Below are 22,606 nucleotides of genomic sequence, written 5' to 3' on the forward strand. Positions count from 1 at the left end.
TATTATAATTTACTTTTTTCTATTACCCGTTACTTGGGTTCCCATGTAATCCTGTACAGTTCTGAAACCAATATAACTTCTTGCTGAATCCGCATATTCGTGATCACGAGTACTTACCTGTAGGAAGTAAGCAACATCTTTCCAAGATCCTCCACGAACCACTTTTCTTTGATTGTTTCCGTCAATTACGTTTGGATTCATTGTTGAAACATATTCGTAAGCATTTGGATTGTATGCTGAATCTGTCCATTCCGAAACGTTACCAGCCATGTTGTATAAACCGTAACCGTTTACCTCGTAAGATTTAGCTTCAACTGTGTACAAAGCCTCATCAGCTGCGTAATCTCCTCTGCTTGGTTTGAAGTTTGCAAGGAAACACCCTCTGTCACTCTTAGTGTAAGGACCTCCCCAAGGGTAAGTAGCTGATTCCAGACCTCCTCTTGCCGCATACTCCCATTCTGCCTCTGTTGGCAATCTGAAAGCATTTACTAAGTCACGTCCTTTTTTCTTAGATTTGATATAACTGTTTTTATTTAATGTTCTCCATGCACAAAATGCTTTCGCCTGTTTCCAAGTAACACCAACTACAGGATAATCTCCGTAAGCTTTGTGCCAGAAATAGTCATTATGCATTGGCTCATTATAAGAGTAAGCGAAATCTTTAATCCACACTGTTGTGTCAGGATAAACACTAACCTGCTCCGTTTTAACGAAATCTTTTCTTTTTCCAACTTTAGCTTTTGCAGCAGCCTGAATGTCCATCCATGAATAACGGAATTTCAATTTATTTACATCAATTGTTCTCAAACCATTATAAGATTCTTCAATTGGCAAATACATAGAATCCATTACCTCAGTATAATACTCATCCGGATAAGCCTTTGTATCTTTGATTAATTTTACCTTTTTGTTTAATTTTCTTCCAGCATAAGGATCATCTGCAGTACCTACACTATAATAGTTATCATACATGTATTTGTCATATGCAGTCATTTTTTCAGGATCTGAATCATTAAAGGCATAATCAGCAATACTACCTGCTTTTTTACCTTTTGCATCACCTGCACCTTTTTGCCCTGTCTCATCAGCTAAGATAGCCAAACGAACTCTCATTGTAGAATCTTTTACCCATTCCACAAATTGACGATACTCGCTGTTTGTAATTTCAGTTTCGTCCATATAAAAGGAACGTACCGTTACTGTTTTAGTTGGAGCATCTTCTACATTAGCCAAATCAGCATCTGATTTACCCATAATAAAAGATCCACCTGGAACCAATGTCATTCCATAAGGTTTTTCAGGATGCCATTTTCCTCCTGTAACACCAACTAACTCTCCTTTATCACCTGATTTTCCACAGCCAATAACTAGGGTTAACATTGCTGCAAATGCAATAAACTTCTTCATATAAATTTGGGATTATCTATTCATTATTATAAGTCCGTAAACGTATTTATTATTTATCTAAAAAACAATACTAGTCACGTAATTTATTTCACCGTTCAAAAATAATGTTAAATAAAATAAAAAAAAAATATTTTGTCGATAAACTAACCTGAAAAATCGACGTAAAACGTTAAATTTTATAATACATACTTCTTTTCTTACTAATATTTTTTAACTTTTTTTTAATAATTTTAAAAAATTCTGATTTCTGTTAAAATTTCCTTCTATAAAGCATTTTTTCGCTGCGCTTTCCACCATCTTTCCGGCAGTTCCTGGTTACAAGCGAGCAAATATTCGTCGTAAGAACATGGTAATAACGTATTTCTTTTCAATTTATTATGACCGTTAGATTCGTAAGGAATTTCTATCCACCAACGATCTGTTTTATCACTTTTATAAAAAATTAATTCTTCCTCTTCTAAAGGAACAATGTATTTTAAATAATTGGCCCTGCTCCCAAATGGATATTCTTTTGAACGATAGTGATATCCCTCTATAAAATACCAGACAATCTGAGCAATAATCCCTGATTCCTGTACGGTGCTATTGTGATTAAATATCCCAAATGAAGAAACTTTATCACTGATACCGGCATATCTGGCCAGCGAACAAATCTCTTTTCCGTTAAAACCATTAGGCTCAAAAGAAACCGTATTTCCTGAATCTGAAGATTTTACCGAATTCAAATCGATACTTACCAAATCCGCATCCCTGAAAACTGGCTCCGCTAATGCTATTTTATTCGAAATCTCCCCTAAACGGTAAGCATCAAAAAACAATTTTTCAATTAAATCAATCTCTTCCTGAGAATTATAATAGGTCTGATAACCAATATTACAATAATTAAAGAGATTATTGGGTTCATCAATAATGATTTTTGTCAGATAGGAATTAGCCGAAACGAGTTCATTTTCTTTACCAAAATCAAATTTATTATCTACCGAAACCATATTTACCATCTGCTCCAAATCATCATACGCACGGTACAAAGCATAAGTCAGATCCTGCGAACCTCCCAGAACTATCGGAATCACTTTATTCTTAATCAAAGCAGCTGTTACTTTTTTAAGCGCAAAATAAGTATCCTCTACTGAATCTCCTGCAAGAATATCTCCCAAATCGGCAATTGACGCATCCCAATTACCAGGAAACATGCTGTAAAACTTCTTTCTTACAGCATTCAGGTTTACCTCATTAAAACCGTCTGTATTTCGTCGATCCTCTAAAACTCCAACAATTGCAATCGTAATTTTATTAATATCCGGAAACTGGTCCTGTGTATGAAAAGCAACTTTACTGCCCAATTCCTGAGAAGACAACGAACTAATGAATTTTAAAATTCCATCATTAACCGGTTCTAGAAAATCAAATTCCATTTTTTATTTCTTTTTAGCAGCTGTTTTTTTAGCTGGGGCTTTTTTAGTTGTTGTTGCTTTTTTCGCTGGTGTTTTCTTTGCCGGTGTTTTTTTGGCGATCATTTCCTGAACTTCTTCCAGTGTCAGCTTTGCAGCGTCAACATCTTTACTCAATTCAATTTTGATTTTACCTTTTGTAATTACCGAGCGGCCCCAACGTGCTTTTTCAACCAAAATCCCTTCATCCTCCCAATTATGGAGTACTTTATCTATATTTTTCTGTAATTTATCTTCAATCAGTTCTTCCACATCAGATTGGGATAAATTATCAAAATTGTATTTTTTACTTACGTTTACAAAAAGACCGTTCCATTTGATGAAAGGACCAAAACGCCCCACACCTTTCTGAACCGATTCCCCCTTATAAACAGCAATTGGCGCATCTGCAAGTGCTTTTTCGTCAATCAGTTCCTGAGCTCTTTCCTTAGAAACCCCTAAAGGATCTTCTCCTCTTGGCAAGGAAATAAAAACACTTCCGTGACGTACATAAGGACCATAACGTCCATTACTTACCTCTACTTCTTCTCCTTTATAATCCCCTAAACTCTTAGGTAATAAAAATAAATTTAAGGCATCTTCTAAGGTAATGTTTCCGATATTCTGATCTGACATCAGGCTGGCGAATTTTTTGTCTTCATCATCCGCTTCTCCAATCTGAGCCATTGGCCCGAATTTTCCTAAACGAACAGAAACCTGTCTTCCGTCAGCATCTTTTCCTAAGATTCTTTCACCGCTTTCGCGCTCCGCATTTGCTTCAACTTCTTTTACATTCGGATGGAATTTATCGTAGAATTCCTGCATCATGGTGGCCCAGTCAATATTTCCTTCTGCAATTTCATCAAAATCCTGCTCTACTTTTGCCGTAAAATTATAATCAAGGATGTTTCCGAAATTCTTAACCAGGAAATCTGTTACAATGGTACCAATATCTGTCGGAACCAATTTTCCTTTATCAGAACCTGTATTTTCTTTTAACAGCTTTTCTCCAACTTTACTGTTTTGCAAAGTAAGCTGTGTATAATTACGTTCCTGACCTTCAAGAGTTCCTTTTTCAACATAATTTCTGTTAATGATCGTAGAAATCGTTGGCGCATACGTAGACGGACGGCCAATTCCTAATTCTTCTAATTTTTTTACCAAAGAAGCCTCTGTATAACGTGCCGGTGGTCTTGAGTATCTTTCAGTAGCCGTAATATAATTATTGGCTAATTTTTCATTTACTTTTAATGCCGGAAGCATCCCTTCCTGCTCTTCCTCGTCATCATCATGCCCTTCCAAATACACTTTCAGGAAACCTTCAAAAAGTAAAACCTCTCCGGAAGCAGTAAAGATTTCACCGTGATTATTCGCTTCAATTTTTACGTTAGTTCTTTCCAGTTGTGCATCGCTCATTTGAGATGCGAGTGTTCTTTTCCAGATCAAATCGTACAAACGTGCCTGATCACGATCAATATTTACGGTGTGACGGGACATGTCTGTCGGACGAATGGCCTCGTGAGCTTCTTGTGCTCCTTTACTTTTAGTAGCAAAAGTTCGGGGTTTCGAAAACTCTTTTCCGTATGATTTTATAATTTCAGCTTCTGCAGCATCCATAGCATCTTTAGAAAGGTTTACACTATCGGTTCTCATATACGTAATAAGTCCGGCTTCATATAAACGTTGTGCTAACTGCATGGTGATTCCAACCGGCAAATACAATTTTCTGGCCGCTTCCTGTTGTAAAGTCGACGTAGTAAAAGGTGCTGTTGGAGATTTTTTGGTAGGCTTGGTTTCTAAATCCGCTACCTTATATATGGAACCGATATTTTGTTTTAAGAAATCTTCGGCTTCTTTTTTCGTAGTAAAGTTTTTTGGCAATTTGGCTTTGAATGCTTTTCCGGCCTCATTAACAAATTCCGCAACAACCGAATAACTCGCCACGGCATTGAAATTCTGAATTTCACGTTCTCTTTCAACAATTAAACGAACAGAAACAGATTGCACACGACCGGCAGACAAACCGCCTTTGATCTTTCTCCATAAAACGGGTGATAATTCGTAACCTACCAAACGGTCTAAAACACGACGCGCCTGCTGGGCATTTACTAAATTATAATCAATTTCTCTTGGATTATCAATCGCTTTAAGGATGGCGCTTTTAGTGATTTCGTGAAAAACAATTCTTTTGGTTTTTTTAGTATCCAGTTTTAATTCTTCCGCCAGGTGCCATGAAATAGCTTCCCCCTCGCGGTCCTCATCACTTGCCAGCCAAACCATTTCGGCATTTTTAGATAGTGTTTTAAGTTTACTTACTAAGGCTTTTTTATCGGGAGAAACTTCATATTTAGGTTTAAATCCATTCTCAACATCTACTCCTATTTCTTTTGACGGCAGATCCGCTATGTGTCCGTAACTTGATTCTACCTGAAAATCACTTCCTAGAAATTTCTCTATCGTTTTCGCCTTTGCAGGTGATTCCACTATTACTAAATTCTTTGCCATTGCTCTATTTTTCTGCAACAAAAGTATCTATTTTTTTTAAATATCAACCTTCTCTGTGCATTTTTGAAGTATTTTAATAATATGTTTCTAAAAATTACAGATTTATCTGTAAACCTATTGATTATATATATAGGTATAACTTTTAAAGGTTTACACCCCGGAAATATGCTTTTTTTTAATACTTAAAATCTCATAAGTAAAAAATACTCCTCTACTTTAGCATCATATAGAGGTGAAAAAAAAATTGCAGAAAAGAATAATTCTCTACCAATCCCCGCTACCTGCGTTAAAATTCCAACTTAAAAAAATCTATATATATTTCTGAAAACATTGTTAATTCTTTATCTGACATCTTGTCATCTTTATAGGTTTTGCGTTATCTTTGCACTTTGAAATTACGCAATGGAAAAGATTATTGAAGAAAGCAAACAAGGTGAAAATCTTGTTTTAGAAAATAAACCTGAGAATACTAAAAAGCTTTTTATAGAAAGTTACGGCTGTGCGATGAATTTTTCGGACAGTGAAGTTGTAGCTTCCATTTTATACGAAGGGGGGTATAATACGACTTCGGTTTTAGAGGAAGCCGATTTGGTTCTGGTAAATACCTGTTCCATCCGTGACAAGGCTGAACAAACCATTCGTAAACGTCTGGAAAAATATAATGCCGTAAAACGTATTAACCCGAAAATGAAAGTGGGCGTTTTGGGCTGTATGGCCGAACGTTTGAAAAGTCAGTTTCTGGAAGAAGAAAAAATAGTTGATCTTGTGGTAGGACCCGATGCTTACAAAGATTTGCCTAATCTGTTGGCGGAAGTGGAAGAAGGCCGTGACGCTATTAATGTAATTTTATCAAAAGAAGAAACGTACGGTGATATTTCGCCTGTTCGTTTAATGAGCAACGGGATTACCGCTTTGGTTTCCATCACCCGTGGTTGTGATAATATGTGTACGTTTTGCGTTGTCCCTTTTACACGTGGTCGTGAACGCAGCCGTGAGCCACAAAGTATCATGAAGGAAATTCAGGATTTATGGGACAAAGGATTTAAAGAAATCACGCTTCTAGGCCAAAATGTCGACAGTTACCTTTGGTACGGAGGTGGTCTGAAAAAGGATTTTGTCAATGCTTCCGACATGCAAAAAGCAACGGCTGTTGATTTTGATCAGTTGCTTGAAATGGTTGCTGTTGGTTTTCCTAAAATGCGTATCCGGTTTTCGACTTCTAATCCACAGGATATGCATGAGAGTATTTTGCATGTTATTGCGAAATATCCGAATATCTGTAAACACATTCACTTGCCTGTTCAGTCCGGAAGTGACCGCATTTTAAAAGAAATGAATCGTCTGCACACGCGTGAAGAATATATGACACTGATTGATAAAATCAGGTCTATTATTCCAAACGCTTCGATTTCGCAAGATATGATTGCCGGTTTCCCGACAGAAACAGAGCAGGATCACCAGGATACCATGAGCCTGATGGAATATGTAAAATATAATTTCGGTTATATGTATTCGTATTCGGAACGTCCGGGAACTTTGGCCGGAAGAAAAATGGAGGATGATGTTCCGGAAGAAACCAAAGCCAGAAGATTGCAGGAAATTGTCGATTTACAACAAAAACACGCCTGGTTCAGAAGTGAAGAATTTATAGGCCAGACGGTTGAAGTTTTAGTCGAGAAAGTGTCTAAAAAATCAACTGAAGAATTCTCAGGAAGAAATTCACAAAGTATTACGGTTGTCTTCCCAAAAGAGCATTATAAAATTGGGGATTTCGTAAATGTAAAAATCGAAAGCTGTACTTCAGGAACCTTAAAAGGGAAAGCAGTTGGGCTGAGTATTATGAATTAATTTTTTTCGCCACGAATTTCACTAATTTGCGCTAATTTTCTTTCAAATAATTTGATAGATTTGTGCAAAAATAAAATGATGGAATTATATAGAAAAGAAGAATATTATAAAATTATCGGGATTTGTATGGAGGTTCACAGGATTCTGGGCGGAGGTCTTCTTGAAATTGTTTATAAAGATGCTTTAGAATACGAATTTAGAAAAAACAGTATCCCATTTGAACGTGAAAAACAATATGATATTCAATATAAAGATATTGTTTTAAAACATAAATTTTATGCTGATTTTGTTGTTTACGATGAAATCATTTTAGAAGTAAAAGCATCAAAAGAGATCGTAGATGAACACACCGCTCAAACTATTAATTATTTAAGACTTGCAGATAGTGACTTAGGGATTATTGTTAACTTTAATAAAAAGTCATTACAACATAAAAGAGTTATTCATTAACCTGATTTCAAAAATTCGTGGAATTAGTGAAATTCGTGGCAAAAGATAAAATATATACATGGAAACAGTTCAGGCAATAAAACAACGTTTTGAGATTATCGGGAATGACCCGAAATTAAACCGCGCCATTGAAAAAGCCATTCAGGTTGCACCTACTGACATTTCGGTAATGGTAACCGGGGAAAGTGGTGTTGGTAAAGAAAACATTCCAAGAATCATTCATTCGCTTTCCCATAGAAAGCATGGTAAATATATTGCGGTAAACTGTGGTGCCATTCCGGAAGGAACAATTGACAGTGAGCTTTTTGGTCACGAAAAAGGCGCTTTTACAGGAGCCACAAGCACGCGTGAAGGTTATTTTGAAGTGGCTGACGGCGGAACTATTTTCCTGGATGAAGTGGGTGAATTACCCTTAACAACCCAGGTTCGTTTACTGCGTGTACTTGAAAACGGAGAATTTATAAAAGTAGGTTCGTCCCAGGTTCAGAAAACAAATGTAAGGATCGTAGCCGCAACCAATGTCAATTTATTCAATGCCATCGAAAAAGGAAAATTCCGTGAGGATTTGTACTATCGCCTGACTACCGTAGAAATTACATTACCACCGCTGCGCGAAAGAAATGAAGACATTCATTTGTTGTTCCGTAAGTTTGTGGCCGATTTTGCACATAAATACAAAATGCCGCCCTTAAAACTGGACGATAATGCAGTGCAGCTGCTGCAAAAATTCAGATGGAACGGAAATATTCGTCAGTTGCGAAATGTAGCCGAACAAATTTCGGTTTTGGAGACCAATCGTGATATTTCCCTGGCCACCTTACAATCGTATTTACCAACTGAAGGAAGCAGTTTACCTTCTGTAATCAGCGATAAGAAAAAAGAAAGTGATTTCAGCACCGAAAGAGACATCTTGTATAAAGTTCTTTTTGACATGAAAAGTGATTTGAATGATTTGAAAAAACTCACTTTAGAGTTAATGAAAAACGGATCTTCAAAAGTACAGGATATTAATCCTAACCTGATTCAGAAAATATACGGTTCACAGGAAAATGAGAGCGAAATAGATTTTGAAGAAGAACAAGTAACAGCTGTGATGACTCCGGCAACCCGTGAAGACAATTATCACATACAGGATAACAATAATTATCTGGATGCTGAAACAATCGAGGAAGAAGAAATTTTACGCCTGGAACAAAAAGAAATCGAAATGATCAAAAAATCATTAGAGAAAAACAAGGGAAAACGCAAAGCAGCTGCCGATGAACTTGGGATCTCAGAACGAACTTTATATAGAAAAATCAAACAATTCGATTTATAAAAATAAATTAAATTCCAAAAAATAAATCCCAAATTCCAATCTGGTAAAACTTAAAATTCCAAAGTAGTATATTTGAAAAAAAATGTAACTAAGTCCAACACCAGAGAATTGCAACGCAATTCTTAAAATTGGAATTGGGGATTTAAAAAATTGGAATTTTCACCAAACATCTTATGAAAAAAATATATTCTTTATTCGCGTTAATAACCCTCTTTATGTTAAGCGGCTGTTCTGTTTATAATTTTACAGGAACAGGGAAAATTGATGCAAAAACGTTTCAGGTTAACTTCTTCCACAATAATGCCGATTTGATCGAACCGGGAATCGACAGGGATTTTACTTTGGCATTGCAGGATTTAATTCAGAATCAGACCAATCTAAACTTAGTCAGCAATGGCGGAGACCTGGTTTATGAAGGAGAAATTGTAGACTACAGAACTACTCCAATGACAGCAACTGCAGATCAGCAGGCCGCCCAAAACCGTCTAACGATTCGTATTATGGTACGATTTACCAATAAAAACAAGGAATCTGATAATTTCGAAAAAACATTTGAATTCTACAAAGATTATCCGGGAACCCAACAACTTGTAGGCTCTTCCCTGAATGCTGCCATTAAAGAGATTTACGACAGAATTACCCAGGATATTTTTAACGACTCACTAGCTAAATGGTAAAATATTGATTTGTAAAGCGGTTTTTCAAACGATTAAACAGTTAAACAAATAAACGATTAAACAAAAGAAGAAGAAATAATGAATGTAACTGATTATACACACCTAATAAACAAACCCGATGCTATTACTGAAAAGCAAACGGAAGCATTAGGCAATGTTCTGAATGAATTTCCTTATTTTCAAAGTGCTAGAGCATTGCGATTGAAAGGGCTTTACAATCAGAATAGTTTTAAGTATAATTATGCCTTAAAAGTTACTGCAGCCCATACTACAGACCGTTCCGTATTATTTGATTTTATCACTTCCGATACCTTTGTCTCTATTCAGAATGAATATTACGATCAAAAACTAAAGGATCTTTTGAATATTACCGTTTTTGAAAGTGAAATTGTAGTACCTGAAATCCCAAAGGTTCCTGAAATAAGAATTGATCCGATAGAACAATCTATTTTGTCTTCTATAAGAGAAGCCACAACAGTAGTTTTTGAAGAACAGAAAAAGCCAGTAGAAAAACCTGTTGATGTTGTAACTGAGCAACCTGTTTTAACTCCGGTCAAAGAAGAAACTCCAATTGTTATTGAAGAAACAATAGCAATCCAAGAAATCACTTTAGATTCTTTTGTAGAAACCGTTACTCCATCGGTAAAAGAAGAAGATCCAATTGTTGTTGAAGAACCAATAGTAGTAAAAGAAGTTACAATCGATTCTTTTGTCGAACAGCCTGTGGCTACTTCTGCAGAAGAAGAAATGCCAATCGTTACGGAAGAACCCGTAATAGTCGAAGAAATCACCATAGATTCTTTTGTGGAGCAACCTGTCTCTACTACTGTAGCAGAAGAAACTCTAGTCGTTACCGAAGAACCCATAATAATCGAAGAGATCACAATCGATTCTTTTGTGGAGCAACCTGTCTCCACTACTGTAGCAGAAGAAACTCCAGTCGTTACCGAAGAACCAGTAATAATCGAAGAGATCACCATTGATTCTTTTGTGGAGCAGCCTGTCTCTACTGCTGTAGAAAAAGAAAGCCCAATTGTTGTTGAAGAAACCGAAAAAACTACCGAAGTACGTGTTGAACCGATAGAAGCGTCTGTCTACAATTCTATAAAACAAGCTACAACAGTTGTTTTTGAAGATTTAAAAGAAGCTGAAACTTCTGAAACAGTAAAAAATGCGGAAGAAAATCTGGAAATCGGAAAACCTTTGGATTTTTCTGTTAATGAAAAACATTCTTTTCACGAATGGCTGCAACTGGCCCGAACAGAGCCAATTGACAGAACCAAAGAAGGTCCTGCAGAAAAAACAGAAACGGTAAAAGAAGCTGAAAAAACTCCCGAACCGTTAACCCAGCCTGTTGCAGAAGCAGAAGAAACGATCTCAATTGAAGAAGAAAAAAAGAAAAAAGCAGAGATTATTAATAAATTTATAGAAACGAATCCAAAAATTCCGCCTATAAAACCAACTGCAATTGTTCCAACGGTGATGCTTGACCCCAATAAAAACGAGGACAACTCCTATTTAATGACTGAAACTTTGGCAAGGGTATATCTGGAACAAAAAAAATACACAAAAGCAATACAAGCATATGAAATATTAATTTTGAAATATCCAGAAAAAATTAGTTTCTTTGCAGACCGTATTTCGGATATAAAGATTTTACAACAAAATAACAATAATAATTAAACAATGAGCACATTTTCAATTTTTTTAGTTTTAATCACAATAGTTTGCTTTCTATTGATTGTAGTAATCATGGTTCAAAACCCTAAAGGAGGCGGATTGTCTTCTACTATCAGCGGAACTCAAATGTTAGGTGGAGTGCAAAAAACAACAGACTTTTTAGATAAAAGTACCTGGACGTTGGCTACTATCCTTATTGCATTAATCTTACTTTCAAGTTTAAGCTTTACAGGATCATTAAGCGATACTGATTCTAAACTTATTGAAAAAACAGAAGCTCCGGCTACTACACCTGCAGCTCCGGTACAAGGAACTCCTGCTCCGGCAGCTCCGGCAGCAAAATAATATTTCTGATATAAAATTAAGATGCCAGCCTGTCAAAGCTGGCATTTTTTTTAGGAAAAAATGTCAGTTTTTTAAGCATGGCACAATTTCTGAAAGTTTAATGAACGTTAAAAAAGTATAACCTAATATAAAATAAAATTATGGCTTTAAATATTAAACCGCTTTCAGACCGCGTACTTATTGAGCCTGTAGCAGCTGAAACCAAAACTGCTTCAGGAATTTTCATTCCGGACACTGCCAAAGAGAAACCACAAAAAGGAACTGTAGTGGCCGTAGGAAATGGATCTAAAGATCACACTATGACCGTAAAAGTTGGCGATACTGTTTTATATGGTAAATATGCAGGAACAGAATTAAAACTGGAAGGTACTGATTATTTGATCATGCGTGAGGATGATATCTTAGCGATAATCTAAAAATTGCTGTAAGCTGTAGGCTTTAAGCTATAGGCTCCACCAAAAAGCTTAAAGCATATTGCCTAAAGCCTAAAGCAAATAAAGATTGCTGTAAGCTCTAAGCCGTAAGCTGTAGGCCCTAACAAAAAGCTTAAAGCATATTGCCTAAAGCCTAATGCAAAAAAGATTGCTGTAAGCTCTAAGCCGTAAGCTGTAGGCCTTAACAAAAAACTTAAAGCATATTGCCTAAAGCCTAAAGCAAAAAAGATTGCTGTAAGCTCTAAGCCGTAAGCTGTAGGCCTTAACAAAAAACTTAAAGCATATTGCCTAAAGCCTAAAGCAAAAAAGATTGCTGTAAGCTCTAAGCCGTAAGCTGTAGGCCTTAACAAAAAGCTTAAAGCATATTGCCTAAAGCCTAAAGCAAAAAAGATTGCTGTAAGCTCTAAGCCGTAAGCTGTAGGCCCTAACAAAAAGCTTAAAGCATATTGCCTAAAGCCTAATGCAAAAAAGAATGAGAGATTTTAAAAAATATGATATTTGGCAGCTAAGTCACTCTTTTACTTTAGAAATCTATAGACTGACCTCAACATTTCCAAAAGAAGAAATATATGGGCTAACAAGTCAGATTAGAAGAGCTTCTTCATCAATTCCTACTAATATCAGTGAGGGCTGTGGAAGAAATAGCGACAAAGAATTCAATCAATTTCTCAATATCGCTTTAGGTTCGGCCAATGAAACAGAATATCTCTTGATTTTAGCTAAAGATCTGCAATATTTAAATAATGAAATTGCACAAAATAATATAGAAGAAATCAACAGCATAAAAAGCAAAATTTACAAATTAAAACAAAAATTAATTCAGCAGTAGAAAGGCTTAAAGCCTAAAGCCTACTGCCTAAAGCAAATAAAAATGGCAAAAGATATAAAATTTGATATTGAAGCACGTGACGGATTAAAACGTGGTGTTGATGCATTAGCAAATGCTGTAAAAGTAACTCTTGGACCAAAAGGTCGTAACGTAATTATCGGAAAATCATTTGGTGGACCAACAGTTACTAAAGATGGAGTTTCGGTTGCAAAAGAAATCGAATTAAAAGACCCGTTAGAAAACATGGGCGCGCAAATGGTTAAGGAAGTTGCTTCTAAAACCAATGATTTAGCAGGAGACGGAACTACAACTGCGACAGTTTTAGCTCAGGCGATTGTAAAAGAAGGTTTGAAAAACGTTGCTGCAGGAGCAAATCCAATGGATTTGAAACGCGGTATTGATAAAGCCGTTGAAGCTATCGTTGCTGACCTGGCAAAACAAGCTAAAGTTGTTGGAAGTGATTCTGATAAAATCAAACAAATTGCTTCTATATCTGCAAACAATGACGAAGTGATTGGCGAACTAATCGCTACTGCTTTTACTAAAGTGGGTAAAGAAGGTGTAATCACTGTTGAAGAAGCTAAAGGAACAGATACTTACGTTGATGTTGTGGAAGGAATGCAGTTTGACAGAGGATATCTATCTCCATATTTCGTTACAAATCCGGAGAAAATGGAAGTTGAATTAGACTCTCCATACATCTTGTTATACGACAAAAAAGTATCTTCTTTAAAAGAATTACTACCAGTTTTAGAGCCGGTTGCACAATCAGGAAAACCATTATTGATTATTGCTGAAGATGTTGACGGAGAAGCGTTATCTACTTTAGTAGTAAATAAATTAAGAGGTGCTCTTAAAATTGCTGCTGTAAAAGCTCCTGGTTTTGGAGACAGAAGAAAAGCAATGTTGGAAGATATCGCTATTTTAACTGGTGGAACTGTAATTTCTGAAGAAAGAGGGTATACACTTGAAAACACTACTATCGAGATGTTAGGAACTGCAAAAAGAGTTTCTATCGATAAAGACAACACTACCATTGTAAGTGGTGCTGGTGAAGCTGATATCATCAAAAACAGAGTAAACCAAATTAAAGGTCAGATGGAAACGACAACATCTGATTATGATAAAGAAAAATTACAGGAACGTTTGGCTAAATTAGCCGGTGGTGTTGCTGTTCTTTATGTTGGTGCCGCTTCTGAAGTGGAAATGAAAGAGAAAAAAGACAGAGTTGACGATGCTTTACACGCAACCCGTGCTGCTGTTGAAGAAGGAATCGTTGCCGGTGGTGGTGTAGCTTTATTAAGAGCTAAATCTGCTTTGGCTGACTTAAAAGCTGACAACGCTGACGAGGCAACAGGAATTCAGATTGTAGCCCGTGCTGTTGAATCTCCATTAAGAACTATCGTTGAAAATGCAGGTCTTGAAGGTTCTGTAGTGGTAGCGAAAGTAGGTGAAGGTTCTGGTGATTTTGGATACAATGCCAAAACTGACGAATATGTAGACATGCTTAAAGCAGGTATTATCGATCCTAAAAAAGTAACTCGTGTAGCATTAGAAAATGCTGCCTCTGTTGCGGGAATGATCTTAACTACAGAGTGTGCCTTAATTGATATTAAAGAAGAAAACGCTGGCGGAATGCCAATGGGTGGCGGTATGCCGGGAATGATGTAATCGTTCTTCACTTCTTAAAATTTAAAACGCCGGATAGAGATTTCTATCTGGCGTTTTTTTTTGCCACACATTAAAAAGATAAAAAGGTTTTTCGCCACGAATTTCACGAATTTTCACGAATTATTTTTCTATTTATTGTGTATAAAAATTTATGGAAATTCGTGTAATTGCTTCGCCTATTCCCTTCGATCAATAGGGTCGTGGCAACCTTTTTAGCCACAGATCTAAAGATTTCCGCAGATTAATCCATTTAATCCGTTAATCTGTGGCAAACTTTTTTTTACATAACATTCGTGAAAATTCGTGCAATTCGTGGCAAACTTAACATTCCCTTTTTCATTAAAAAATCGTTTATCAATATCTTTGCGATTATATTAAAATCACAAAATGAGAAAATTCATTACTCACCTATTACTTCTTACATTCTTATTTCTTACCACTTTTTCCTATTCTCAAACCAATAAAGATACCTACGTAGTCTTAGTTTCTATGGACGGATTTCGTTGGGATTATGGTAAGCAATTTAATCTTCCGAATTTAAAACAAATTGCGAAAGAGGGTGTTCATGCAAAATCAATGAAACCTTCTTACCCCACTAAAACATTCCCCAATCATTATTCTATTGTAACAGGACTTTATCCGGACCATCATGGTATTATTAATAATGCTTTTTATGATGCTCAACTAAATGAGTCTTTTTCTTTATCATCGAATGCTAAAAATGATTCCCGTTTTTATGGCGGAAATCCAATTTGGAATGTTGCCGAACAACAAGGTGTAAAAGCAGCTTCTTTTTTCTGGCCGGGATCGGATACCGATCAGAAAAGACCTGGTATTTATAAGCCGTATGACGATAAAGTGCCTTACGGAACCCGAATCGATACCGTTCTAAAATGGCTGCAGCTTCCCGAAAAACAGCGTCCGCATCTGATCACCTTATACTTTGACCAGCCCGATCATACGGGACACAATTTTGGACCTCTTTCTCCTGAAAACAAAAAAGTAATCCTTCAGATGGATTCTATTATGGGACAATTGTCTGCCAGGCTGGATCAGTTGCCTATCGGAAAACAAATCAATTTAATCATTGTTTCCGATCATGGAATGGCCGATATCAGCAATACCAAAAAAGTGGCCCTTTTAGAGTATCTAAAACCTGAATGGTTAGGATACAAAACCGTTATTAATCCCATTATGAGTTTACAGGCAAAACCCGGCTGTACGGATTCCATTGCAGCAGCCTTAAAAAAAGTACCGCATATTAAATTCTGGAGAGCGGGAAAATTGCCCAAAAGATTGCACTATGGCACGAATCCGAGGGTGCAGGATTTTGTTATTGAAGCCGAAAAAGGATATAGTTTAGTAAATGATAAAGACCAAAAGATAAAAGGAGGAACACACGGTTACGACAATAAAAACAAAGACATGCAGGCTATTTTTTACGCAAAAGGTCCTGCTTTTAAAGTGAATAAGGAAGTCGGATCTTTTCAGAACGTTTCGGTTTATACTTTAATAGCCCATATCTTAGGATTGAAAATCGATGAAGTGGACGGAAAGTTCAGCGAAGTGGAGGGGTTAATTAGATAATTGGTCAATTAGATAATGAGATAATGTTTAAAATTTTCTAATTGATTAATTTTCTCATTATCTAATTATCTAATTCTTTAATTGACTACTTTATAAGTCGGATCTTCGATCACATTGACCTTTATAACTGCTTCGGCATTTTTGAGCAGCAGGATACAGTCAGGACTCAAATGTTGCAGTTCGATGATTTTGTTTAACTGACTGTATTTTTTCGTCAGATTATTCAAGGCCTCGATCGCAGACATATCGGCTATACGGCTTTCTTTAAAATCAATAATCACGTGATTGGGATCATTCTGAATATCGAATTTTTCCATAAAAGCAGCTATAGAACCAAAAAACAGAGGACCATAAATTTCGTAGTGTTTTACACCTTCATCATCCGTAAAATGTCTGGCGCGGATTCTTTTGGCACTTTCCCAGGCAAAAACCAAGGCCGAAATAATGACACCAATTAATACTGCCAAAGCCAGGTTGTGCAGCACAATTGTGATTAAGGCCACTATTATTCCAACAAAAATATCGTGTTTCGGCATCTTGTTTATAATCCTGAAACTTGCCCATTCGAACGTCGTTATGGCCACCATCATCATCACTCCAACCAAAGCCGCCATGGGTAACTTTCCAATTACCGGAGCTCCGAAAAGTATAATTATCAAAATAGTCAGTGCCGCGATTATTCCCGAAAGCCGGGCTCTGGAACCTGCCGAAAGATTGACCAGTGTCTGTGCAATCATCGGGCAGCCGCCCATTCCGAAGAAAAAACCGTTTAAGATATTCGAGCTTCCCTGAGCAATACATTCCCGATTGCTGTTCCCACGAGTTCCGGTTATTTCATCAACTAGATTTAAGGTCAGCAAACCTTCGGTTAGACCAACGGCCGCAACGATTACCGAATACGGAAATATTACTTTAAGCGTATCAAAAGAAAGAGGAATATTGGGAATATGAAAAGGAGGAAATCCGCCCTGAACAGAAGCAATATCTTCTACAGTTTTGGTATCGATATGGAACAAAAGCACAATAGCAAAAACGACCATTATAGCCACCAAAGAAGCCGGAACTGTTTTTGTGATTTTAGGAAAAAGGAGAACAATACCCACTGTCAAAGCGACCAAACCCAACATAATGTACAGCGGTGTGCCCTGCAGCCAGGAAACCTGTCCGTTTACAACTGTTTTAAATTGTTCCAGCTGTGACATAAAAATAACAACAGCAAGTCCGTTTACGAAACCAAACATGACGGGCTGCGGTACCAGTCTGATAAATTTACCGAGTTTAAAAAGCCCTATACAGATTTGCACCACACCACCAAGTGCGACGGCTGCAAAAACATATTCGATACCGTGTGATTTCATCAGGGCGATCAGAACAATCACTGTTGCTCCTGCCCCACCCGAGATCATTCCGGGTCTGCCGCCAAAAATAGCCGTAACCAAACCGGCAATAAAGGCAGCGTACAAACCTACCAGGGGAGGAAAACCAGCCAGAATCGCGAACGATAATGATTCGGGAATCATCGTCATGGCTACGGTTAGCCCCGCTAAAATTTCATTTTTATAATTAACCTTTTGCGAAAAGTCAAAGAGGGCGTATGCTTTTTTCATAAGAGCACAAATTTAAAAAATAATGTGCATAAACAGAAGAAACCTTTTCAATACTGAAAAAAGCCTGAAAATTATTATTTCAAAGGAACAGTTCTTTTAAAACTGATTCACTAATAACAATACAACGGAAAGAATAAAACTAATCATATAATCATTTGTTGAAAGCCTTTTGCTGGCTTGGATGTGACGTATTGTGAAGAAATTATGAAGTCAAAAGTAATATTAATCTTTTATATAAAAACGGGTATTTTCCCCTGATTTTGCTAAGGAAAAACACCTCCGAAATGCCGAAAAATATTTATATCTAAGGCACACAGATATAGCCCATACCATTTACACAGTCTCTTATAATACCCGATTTTTTGGGATATTTTTCTAAATAATTGCTAAATCTTACTACTTTGCCCTATTTTATTATAAATATGCCTTTTTAGGGCTGTTCAATTCCTTAATTGACCATTAATTTACTGTTTCAATTATTTTTAATTAAAACCATAAACTATGGCAATCGAAAATTTAAATTCCCTGCACTACACAGCACAGGAAAAAACTATTGTAGCAAACGCTCTGGCCACTATTGAAGGTTCTCTTGCCGCAAAATTCAAGAACCTTACACCCGAAGAACGAACGAAGTACGGTAGTGTAAACGAACAAAACAAACTTGTAATCAACAAGGTAAAAGATTTCAGAACCAATCAGCCTGCTTTGAGCAGTCCCGATATTGACTGGGTAGAATTTCAGAACGATGTTGACTCGAGAGAGTTTCTTCAGAGTATCATCATCCGTTTGGAAAGCCTGGCAGACAGCCTTAAAAACAATAAAATCCTGCATGATTACGATTGTTATCAGGCGGCACTTACCGATTATGATTTCAGTAAATACAAGGTAGGAACAAAGGCTGCAGGTTTTCAGGTGAAGGTAAACGAGCTGGCACAGTTCTTTAAAAAAACAACGCCAGTAAACGAAAATAAACCAAACGATCCTACTGTAAATAAAAAAGAATAACAAACAGCCTCTCCAGCGTAAAATCCGGAGAGGCTTTTTTATGGTAAAGATACTTTTGTGAGGTGCTGTCACCCATCGTTCGGGTTCTGACAGGCAGGATTGGCGTCCGGCAACGTATTTTTTGGCGTTAACAAACCCATCCGATACGTTCGGAACGCCTATTTTGGCCTCTTCAGGCACCTCTTTGGCGTCCCCCTGTGTGTAATTTGGCGTTCGAAGCGCCATTCGACAGCTCCGGAACGCCAATCATGACTGATCGAACGTATCCTTATACGCCGGGGAACGCCATTGATGATTGTTTTTGATAGTCCGGTAACTGATTTCACGTCATCGCTTCTTTATTAAACCTCACCGATGATGTTTTCACATTTGTTATTTTAACCCAAGGGAAAATCATCCTGCAAACAATACTCAACCGCAATATTTGTCATTTCGACCGAAGGGAGAAATCACACTCGTAATTCGACAAAGATTGGCGACGTTTAGTTACGGAGCTTCTCGTGTGATTTCTCCTTCGTCGAAATGACATATTATATCGAAATGACATTATAAAAAGCCCTGCAATTGCAGGGCTTTAAGTGGTATTTAGATGCTAAAAATTTAACTCGCTTTTAAGGCTGATGCCATACAGGCTTTCTGAATTTCCTCATCTGAAAACGGAGATAAGGTTTCGGCCAAAGATCTGCTGGTTCTTAAACAGCTCAGCATCTTTTGCCTTAATTCGAGATTGTTGCCGTACTCTGTATCGAGCAGTAATTCGAAAATTTCCTGTAAATACAGGGGTTGTTCTTTAAAATCGTCTTCAAAACATAGGTTTGAAACGAAATTGGCCACGGATGGCATTACATCAAGGTGTGATGCTTTTTGATTTTCTTTTGTCATACTAGAAAATATTAGATACACGAAACCCTCACCTTAGGTGTGACAAACAATCATAGGATTGAGTTAGTAGTCTTTCGGTTTAAACTACAGCACCATAGTAAAGGATTCGCTTATGTTAACTTAAAAATAAGTTTTTTAGGATTGCTCCTATGTATTGTTTGTCAAGGCAAACGTACAACTATAATTTTAATGAACCAAAAAAAAGATTAATACTACAAATCCTGAGAGAGTAAGGACAATTCTTATCCACAATATTGTCATTTCGACGTAAGGAGACCCGAGCGATAGCGAACAGACGAAGGAGAAATCACACGAGAAACTCCGTCCCTAAAAGTCGCCAATCTTTGTCGAATTACGAGTGTGATTTCTCCCTGCGGTCGAAATGACAGAACTGCACGACAAACAATACTTATCCGTAATATTTGTCATTTCGACGAAGGAGACCCGAGCGATAGCGAACAGACGAAGTAAATCACACGAGAAACTCCGTCCCTAAAAGTCGCCAATCTTTGTCGAATTACGAGTGTGATTTCTCCCTTCGGTCGAAATGACAGAACTGTACGATATACAATGCTTATCCACAATATTTGTCATTTCGACGAAGGAGAAATCTCCAATAGAAGCTCGACAAAGTTTTATACCCACTGAAATGGAGTTACTTGCGAAGATTTCTCGTTCGAAATGACAGAACTGCACGATACAATGGTTCTGATAACAAAAAAAGAGGATGCCAAAAAAATGACATCCTCTTTTCTTGGGCCATAACACACTAAATAAATTTAGTAGTACTCAATATCTCTTATCCATTTATATAAATTCTTTCCATTTACATTTTTAATTATTTCAATCCAGTTATTTTGATTGTCAAATTTATACAGAAAGGTAATATGGTATTTTTTCTTTTTTCCTTTTTCAAATGTTTCTTCTGAATAGTTTAGAACAGATATTTTGTCGTTCTTATACCTATACTCTTCAATCATTATAGCTTTAGAAATATTTTGATCACAACAATATTTTTTAGTTAGTCTATTAGAATTGTCCCATTCATAATAGGAATAGTTGGAATTTCCTTCTTTATAATGTTTTGTAATACTCGAAATATTATCATTTTTATATTCATAAATAGTTTCATTTGTTAGAACTGGGTTTTGATATTTTTCATCATCATATAGATTGAATCTTTGCTGTTTGGTAAGTCTATTTTTACTGTCATACTCATTTATTATATCTTTATAAGGCGTGATAATTGAATCATACACTCCATACGAAAAAGTTTTTTCATCTACTTTTCTCCAGGAATTGGGATCTTTATAGACTCTGTAAGCTAGTTTTCGATTTTCATTATACTGATATCTATATTCATCGATGACACCGTACTTATCATATTCTTTTAAAAGTATAATTTTCCCATCTTTAATTTTTTTATAAGTATGGGAAAACGAATTAGCATCTAAATTTTCAACAATAATATTTTCGTCATTATCATCAGTGTAATAATGATTTTCTGTTTTTACTGAGTATTTGGAAGAATCGATTGCACTTTTTAACCTCTCTTTTTCATCATACTTATATTTATAAGAATTTATAAAATTATCTTTTTTACCATACCAAATGTCTTTTACAACTCTTCGTTTCTTATCAAAGTATCGTTCATAATTTAAATAATAGCATCCTTGTGAAGAATACCAAATATTATGAAATTTAGAGATCGTTTCTTCAGGCCCCATAAAACCAGAATGCCCGTAATCGTCATAGTTTATTATTTGCGCATTTTCTGCCTTAGTTAAAAAAACCACTTTTTCATTTATCCTTTTTACATTACCATATAAACTATCTGACTTACCTTGTGACTGGACAGTACGAATTATTATTATTAGCAAAAAAATGGAGTATATTATCTTTCTTTTCATTTTAAATATCATTTTAATAAAAATCACTAAACTTTTACACTTAGGGATTTTTAGGTTTTCTTTATTTCATTGTTTTATCATAGCATAGATTTGAAAATCCATGCCATCGGATTCAACTGATTTTTAAAATTTATTATATTGCCAATCCACTTCATACTGTAATAAAGTATTTTGATCCGTTTTTTCTAAAACAAATATTCTAAAATACTTACAGAAATCTGTCGGAGGATACATAATCGGTCTTTTTAAATTCATCCTTTTTTCTTCTATTGTTTTCTTTTCTTTATAAAATTCAGATGCCTTTTTTTGCAGATTTTCAGGATTTTCAAGCTCATACTTTTTCAAATTATTTATCGCCAGAGTATCAATTTTATGTGCTTTTGAATTAAAAACAAAAGTCTGTCCACTCATGTAAAAATAAATCTTATCATTAGCTTCTTTTTTTTCATAACCATGCGCTGCGTTAAAAAACACATATTTAACAGGTTTTTTATATTTATTTCCTCCTTTATAAAAACTAAAAAAATCATCCTCTTTTGACTGTGAAAACATGACAAATGAGGTACTAATTAACAAGAGACAAAATATCTTTCTCATATCATTCGCAATTTGAAGGACCATTAAAAAAATTATCCTTGATTAAAATATTAATTATTTCTTTTTGTTTAGGAGTTAAATTATCCACACTGCTGACACTACCGTCCTTGCTTGTGAATATTAAGTTATAATACTAATAAGTTATGAACAAGTCTTCATCTCCTTTAATAATATAATCGAAGGAAATTATCTTATCATTTAGTAAAGAAAAATACATTATGGGCTTGTTTTTACTTACTAAAATAAAAATATTACCTGTTCTTCTTTCAAAAACAATTTTATCGCCTTTATAGTCATTGTATTTTATAACAGAGAAATCTGCAGGATCCAATAATGCCTTTTTTTCTGCCTTTATTTTTTTCAAATGTTTATCAAGAATTTTTACTCTGTCCGAAATAGAATACTTCGTATTATTGATTGGTTC

General features: G+C 35.9%; 20 protein-coding genes. 11 read left to right on the plus strand and 9 right to left on the minus strand.

The features are described from left to right. Window positions 1-9: 9 nt before the first annotated feature. The 3 genes from gldK to topA all read right to left on the minus strand — a co-directional run bounded on the left by gldK (window position 10) and on the right by topA (window position 5,342). On the minus strand, window positions 10-1,407 hold the full coding sequence (gene gldK / locus GJU43_RS19205) for a gliding motility lipoprotein GldK (RefSeq protein WP_154343013.1): 1,398 nt from the start codon (window positions 1,405-1,407) through the stop codon (window positions 10-12). A gap of 263 nt (window positions 1,408-1,670) precedes the next feature. Beyond that, on the minus strand, window positions 1,671-2,822 hold the full coding sequence (locus GJU43_RS19210) for a formimidoylglutamase (RefSeq protein WP_154343015.1): 1,152 nt from the start codon (window positions 2,820-2,822) through the stop codon (window positions 1,671-1,673). Between the two features lie 3 nt (window positions 2,823-2,825). Further along, window positions 2,826-5,342 carry a type I DNA topoisomerase gene (topA, locus tag GJU43_RS19215; RefSeq protein ID WP_154343017.1) on the minus strand — a complete coding sequence of 839 codons (2,517 nt, stop codon included), beginning with the start codon at window positions 5,340-5,342 and terminating at the stop codon, window positions 2,826-2,828. Window positions 5,343-5,744: 402 nt separating this feature from the next. Between topA and miaB the strand changes: the two genes are divergently transcribed. The 7 genes from miaB (at window position 5,745) to groES (ending at window position 12,076) form a co-directional block, all read left to right on the plus strand. Beyond that, the gene (gene miaB, locus GJU43_RS19220; protein ID WP_154343019.1) at window positions 5,745-7,190 is read left to right on the plus strand and encodes a tRNA (N6-isopentenyl adenosine(37)-C2)-methylthiotransferase MiaB; all 1,446 of its coding nucleotides are present in this window, start codon (window positions 5,745-5,747) and stop codon (window positions 7,188-7,190) included. Window positions 7,191-7,268: 78 nt separating this feature from the next. Continuing rightward, the gene (locus GJU43_RS19225; RefSeq protein ID WP_154343052.1) at window positions 7,269-7,640 is read left to right on the plus strand and encodes a GxxExxY protein; all 372 of its coding nucleotides are present in this window, start codon (window positions 7,269-7,271) and stop codon (window positions 7,638-7,640) included. 58 nt (window positions 7,641-7,698) lie between these two features. Then, complete coding sequence (locus tag GJU43_RS19230; RefSeq protein WP_154343021.1) at window positions 7,699-8,958, plus strand: sigma-54-dependent Fis family transcriptional regulator; 1,260 nt, start codon at window positions 7,699-7,701, stop codon at window positions 8,956-8,958. Between the two features lie 173 nt (window positions 8,959-9,131). After that, entirely contained in the window at window positions 9,132-9,635 is a 504-nt protein-coding gene (locus GJU43_RS19235) for an LptE family protein (RefSeq protein ID WP_154343023.1), read from the plus strand. Between the two features lie 78 nt (window positions 9,636-9,713). Then, window positions 9,714-11,318, plus strand: coding sequence for a tetratricopeptide repeat protein (locus GJU43_RS19240; protein ID WP_154343025.1), 1,605 nt, complete (start codon window positions 9,714-9,716; stop codon window positions 11,316-11,318). 3 nt (window positions 11,319-11,321) lie between these two features. Next, entirely contained in the window at window positions 11,322-11,660 is a 339-nt protein-coding gene (gene secG, locus GJU43_RS19245; RefSeq protein WP_127339409.1) for a preprotein translocase subunit SecG, read from the plus strand. Between the two features lie 140 nt (window positions 11,661-11,800). After that, window positions 11,801-12,076, plus strand: coding sequence for a co-chaperone GroES (gene groES, locus GJU43_RS19250; RefSeq protein ID WP_012023920.1), 276 nt, complete (start codon window positions 11,801-11,803; stop codon window positions 12,074-12,076). A gap of 62 nt (window positions 12,077-12,138) precedes the next feature. On the opposite strand, the gene GJU43_RS19255 is transcribed toward groES, so the two are convergent. Continuing rightward, entirely contained in the window at window positions 12,139-12,525 is a 387-nt protein-coding gene (locus tag GJU43_RS19255) for a hypothetical protein (protein WP_154343027.1), read from the minus strand. A gap of 41 nt (window positions 12,526-12,566) precedes the next feature. Here GJU43_RS19255 and GJU43_RS19260 point away from each other — a divergent pair, with 41 nt between their 5' ends. From GJU43_RS19260 to GJU43_RS19270, 3 genes are all read left to right on the plus strand, one after another. Next, window positions 12,567-12,923 carry a four helix bundle protein gene (locus tag GJU43_RS19260; protein WP_154343029.1) on the plus strand — a complete coding sequence of 119 codons (357 nt, stop codon included), beginning with the start codon at window positions 12,567-12,569 and terminating at the stop codon, window positions 12,921-12,923. A 42-nt stretch (window positions 12,924-12,965) separates the two neighbouring features. Continuing rightward, window positions 12,966-14,594: a chaperonin GroEL gene (groL, locus tag GJU43_RS19265; RefSeq protein WP_154343031.1), complete on the plus strand. Its 1,629-nt coding sequence runs from the start codon at window positions 12,966-12,968 to the stop codon at window positions 14,592-14,594. A 387-nt stretch (window positions 14,595-14,981) separates the two neighbouring features. Then, window positions 14,982-16,181 (plus strand): ectonucleotide pyrophosphatase/phosphodiesterase, encoded by a 1,200-nt coding sequence (locus tag GJU43_RS19270; RefSeq protein WP_154343032.1) that lies wholly within the window; start codon window positions 14,982-14,984, stop codon window positions 16,179-16,181. A 77-nt stretch (window positions 16,182-16,258) separates the two neighbouring features. Here GJU43_RS19270 and GJU43_RS19275 read toward each other — a convergent pair whose 3' ends face one another. After that, window positions 16,259-17,788, minus strand: a complete 1,530-nt coding sequence (locus tag GJU43_RS19275) for a SulP family inorganic anion transporter (protein WP_154343034.1) — start codon at window positions 17,786-17,788, stop codon at window positions 16,259-16,261. Window positions 17,789-18,289: 501 nt separating this feature from the next. On the opposite strand from GJU43_RS19275, the gene GJU43_RS19280 reads away from it, so the two are divergent. Then, a complete protein-coding gene (locus GJU43_RS19280; RefSeq protein WP_154343036.1) occupies window positions 18,290-18,793 on the plus strand; it encodes a hypothetical protein in 504 nt (167 codons plus the stop codon). Between the two features lie 600 nt (window positions 18,794-19,393). Here GJU43_RS19280 and GJU43_RS19285 read toward each other — a convergent pair. From GJU43_RS19285 to GJU43_RS19300, 4 genes are all read right to left on the minus strand, one after another. Next, complete coding sequence (locus GJU43_RS19285; RefSeq protein WP_154343038.1) at window positions 19,394-19,675, minus strand: hypothetical protein; 282 nt, start codon at window positions 19,673-19,675, stop codon at window positions 19,394-19,396. Between the two features lie 779 nt (window positions 19,676-20,454). Further along, window positions 20,455-21,585 (minus strand): hypothetical protein, encoded by a 1,131-nt coding sequence (locus GJU43_RS19290; RefSeq protein WP_154343040.1) that lies wholly within the window; start codon window positions 21,583-21,585, stop codon window positions 20,455-20,457. Between the two features lie 123 nt (window positions 21,586-21,708). Beyond that, window positions 21,709-22,182: a hypothetical protein gene (locus tag GJU43_RS19295; protein WP_154343042.1), complete on the minus strand. Its 474-nt coding sequence runs from the start codon at window positions 22,180-22,182 to the stop codon at window positions 21,709-21,711. Window positions 22,183-22,315: 133 nt separating this feature from the next. Further along, on the minus strand, window positions 22,316-22,606 hold a 291-nt coding region (locus GJU43_RS19300; RefSeq protein WP_229655088.1), incomplete at its 5' end, for a hypothetical protein.

The sequence above is a fragment of the Flavobacterium sp. LC2016-23 genome (genome assembly GCF_009674775.1).
Taxonomy (GTDB): Bacteria; Bacteroidota; Bacteroidia; order Flavobacteriales; family Flavobacteriaceae; genus Flavobacterium.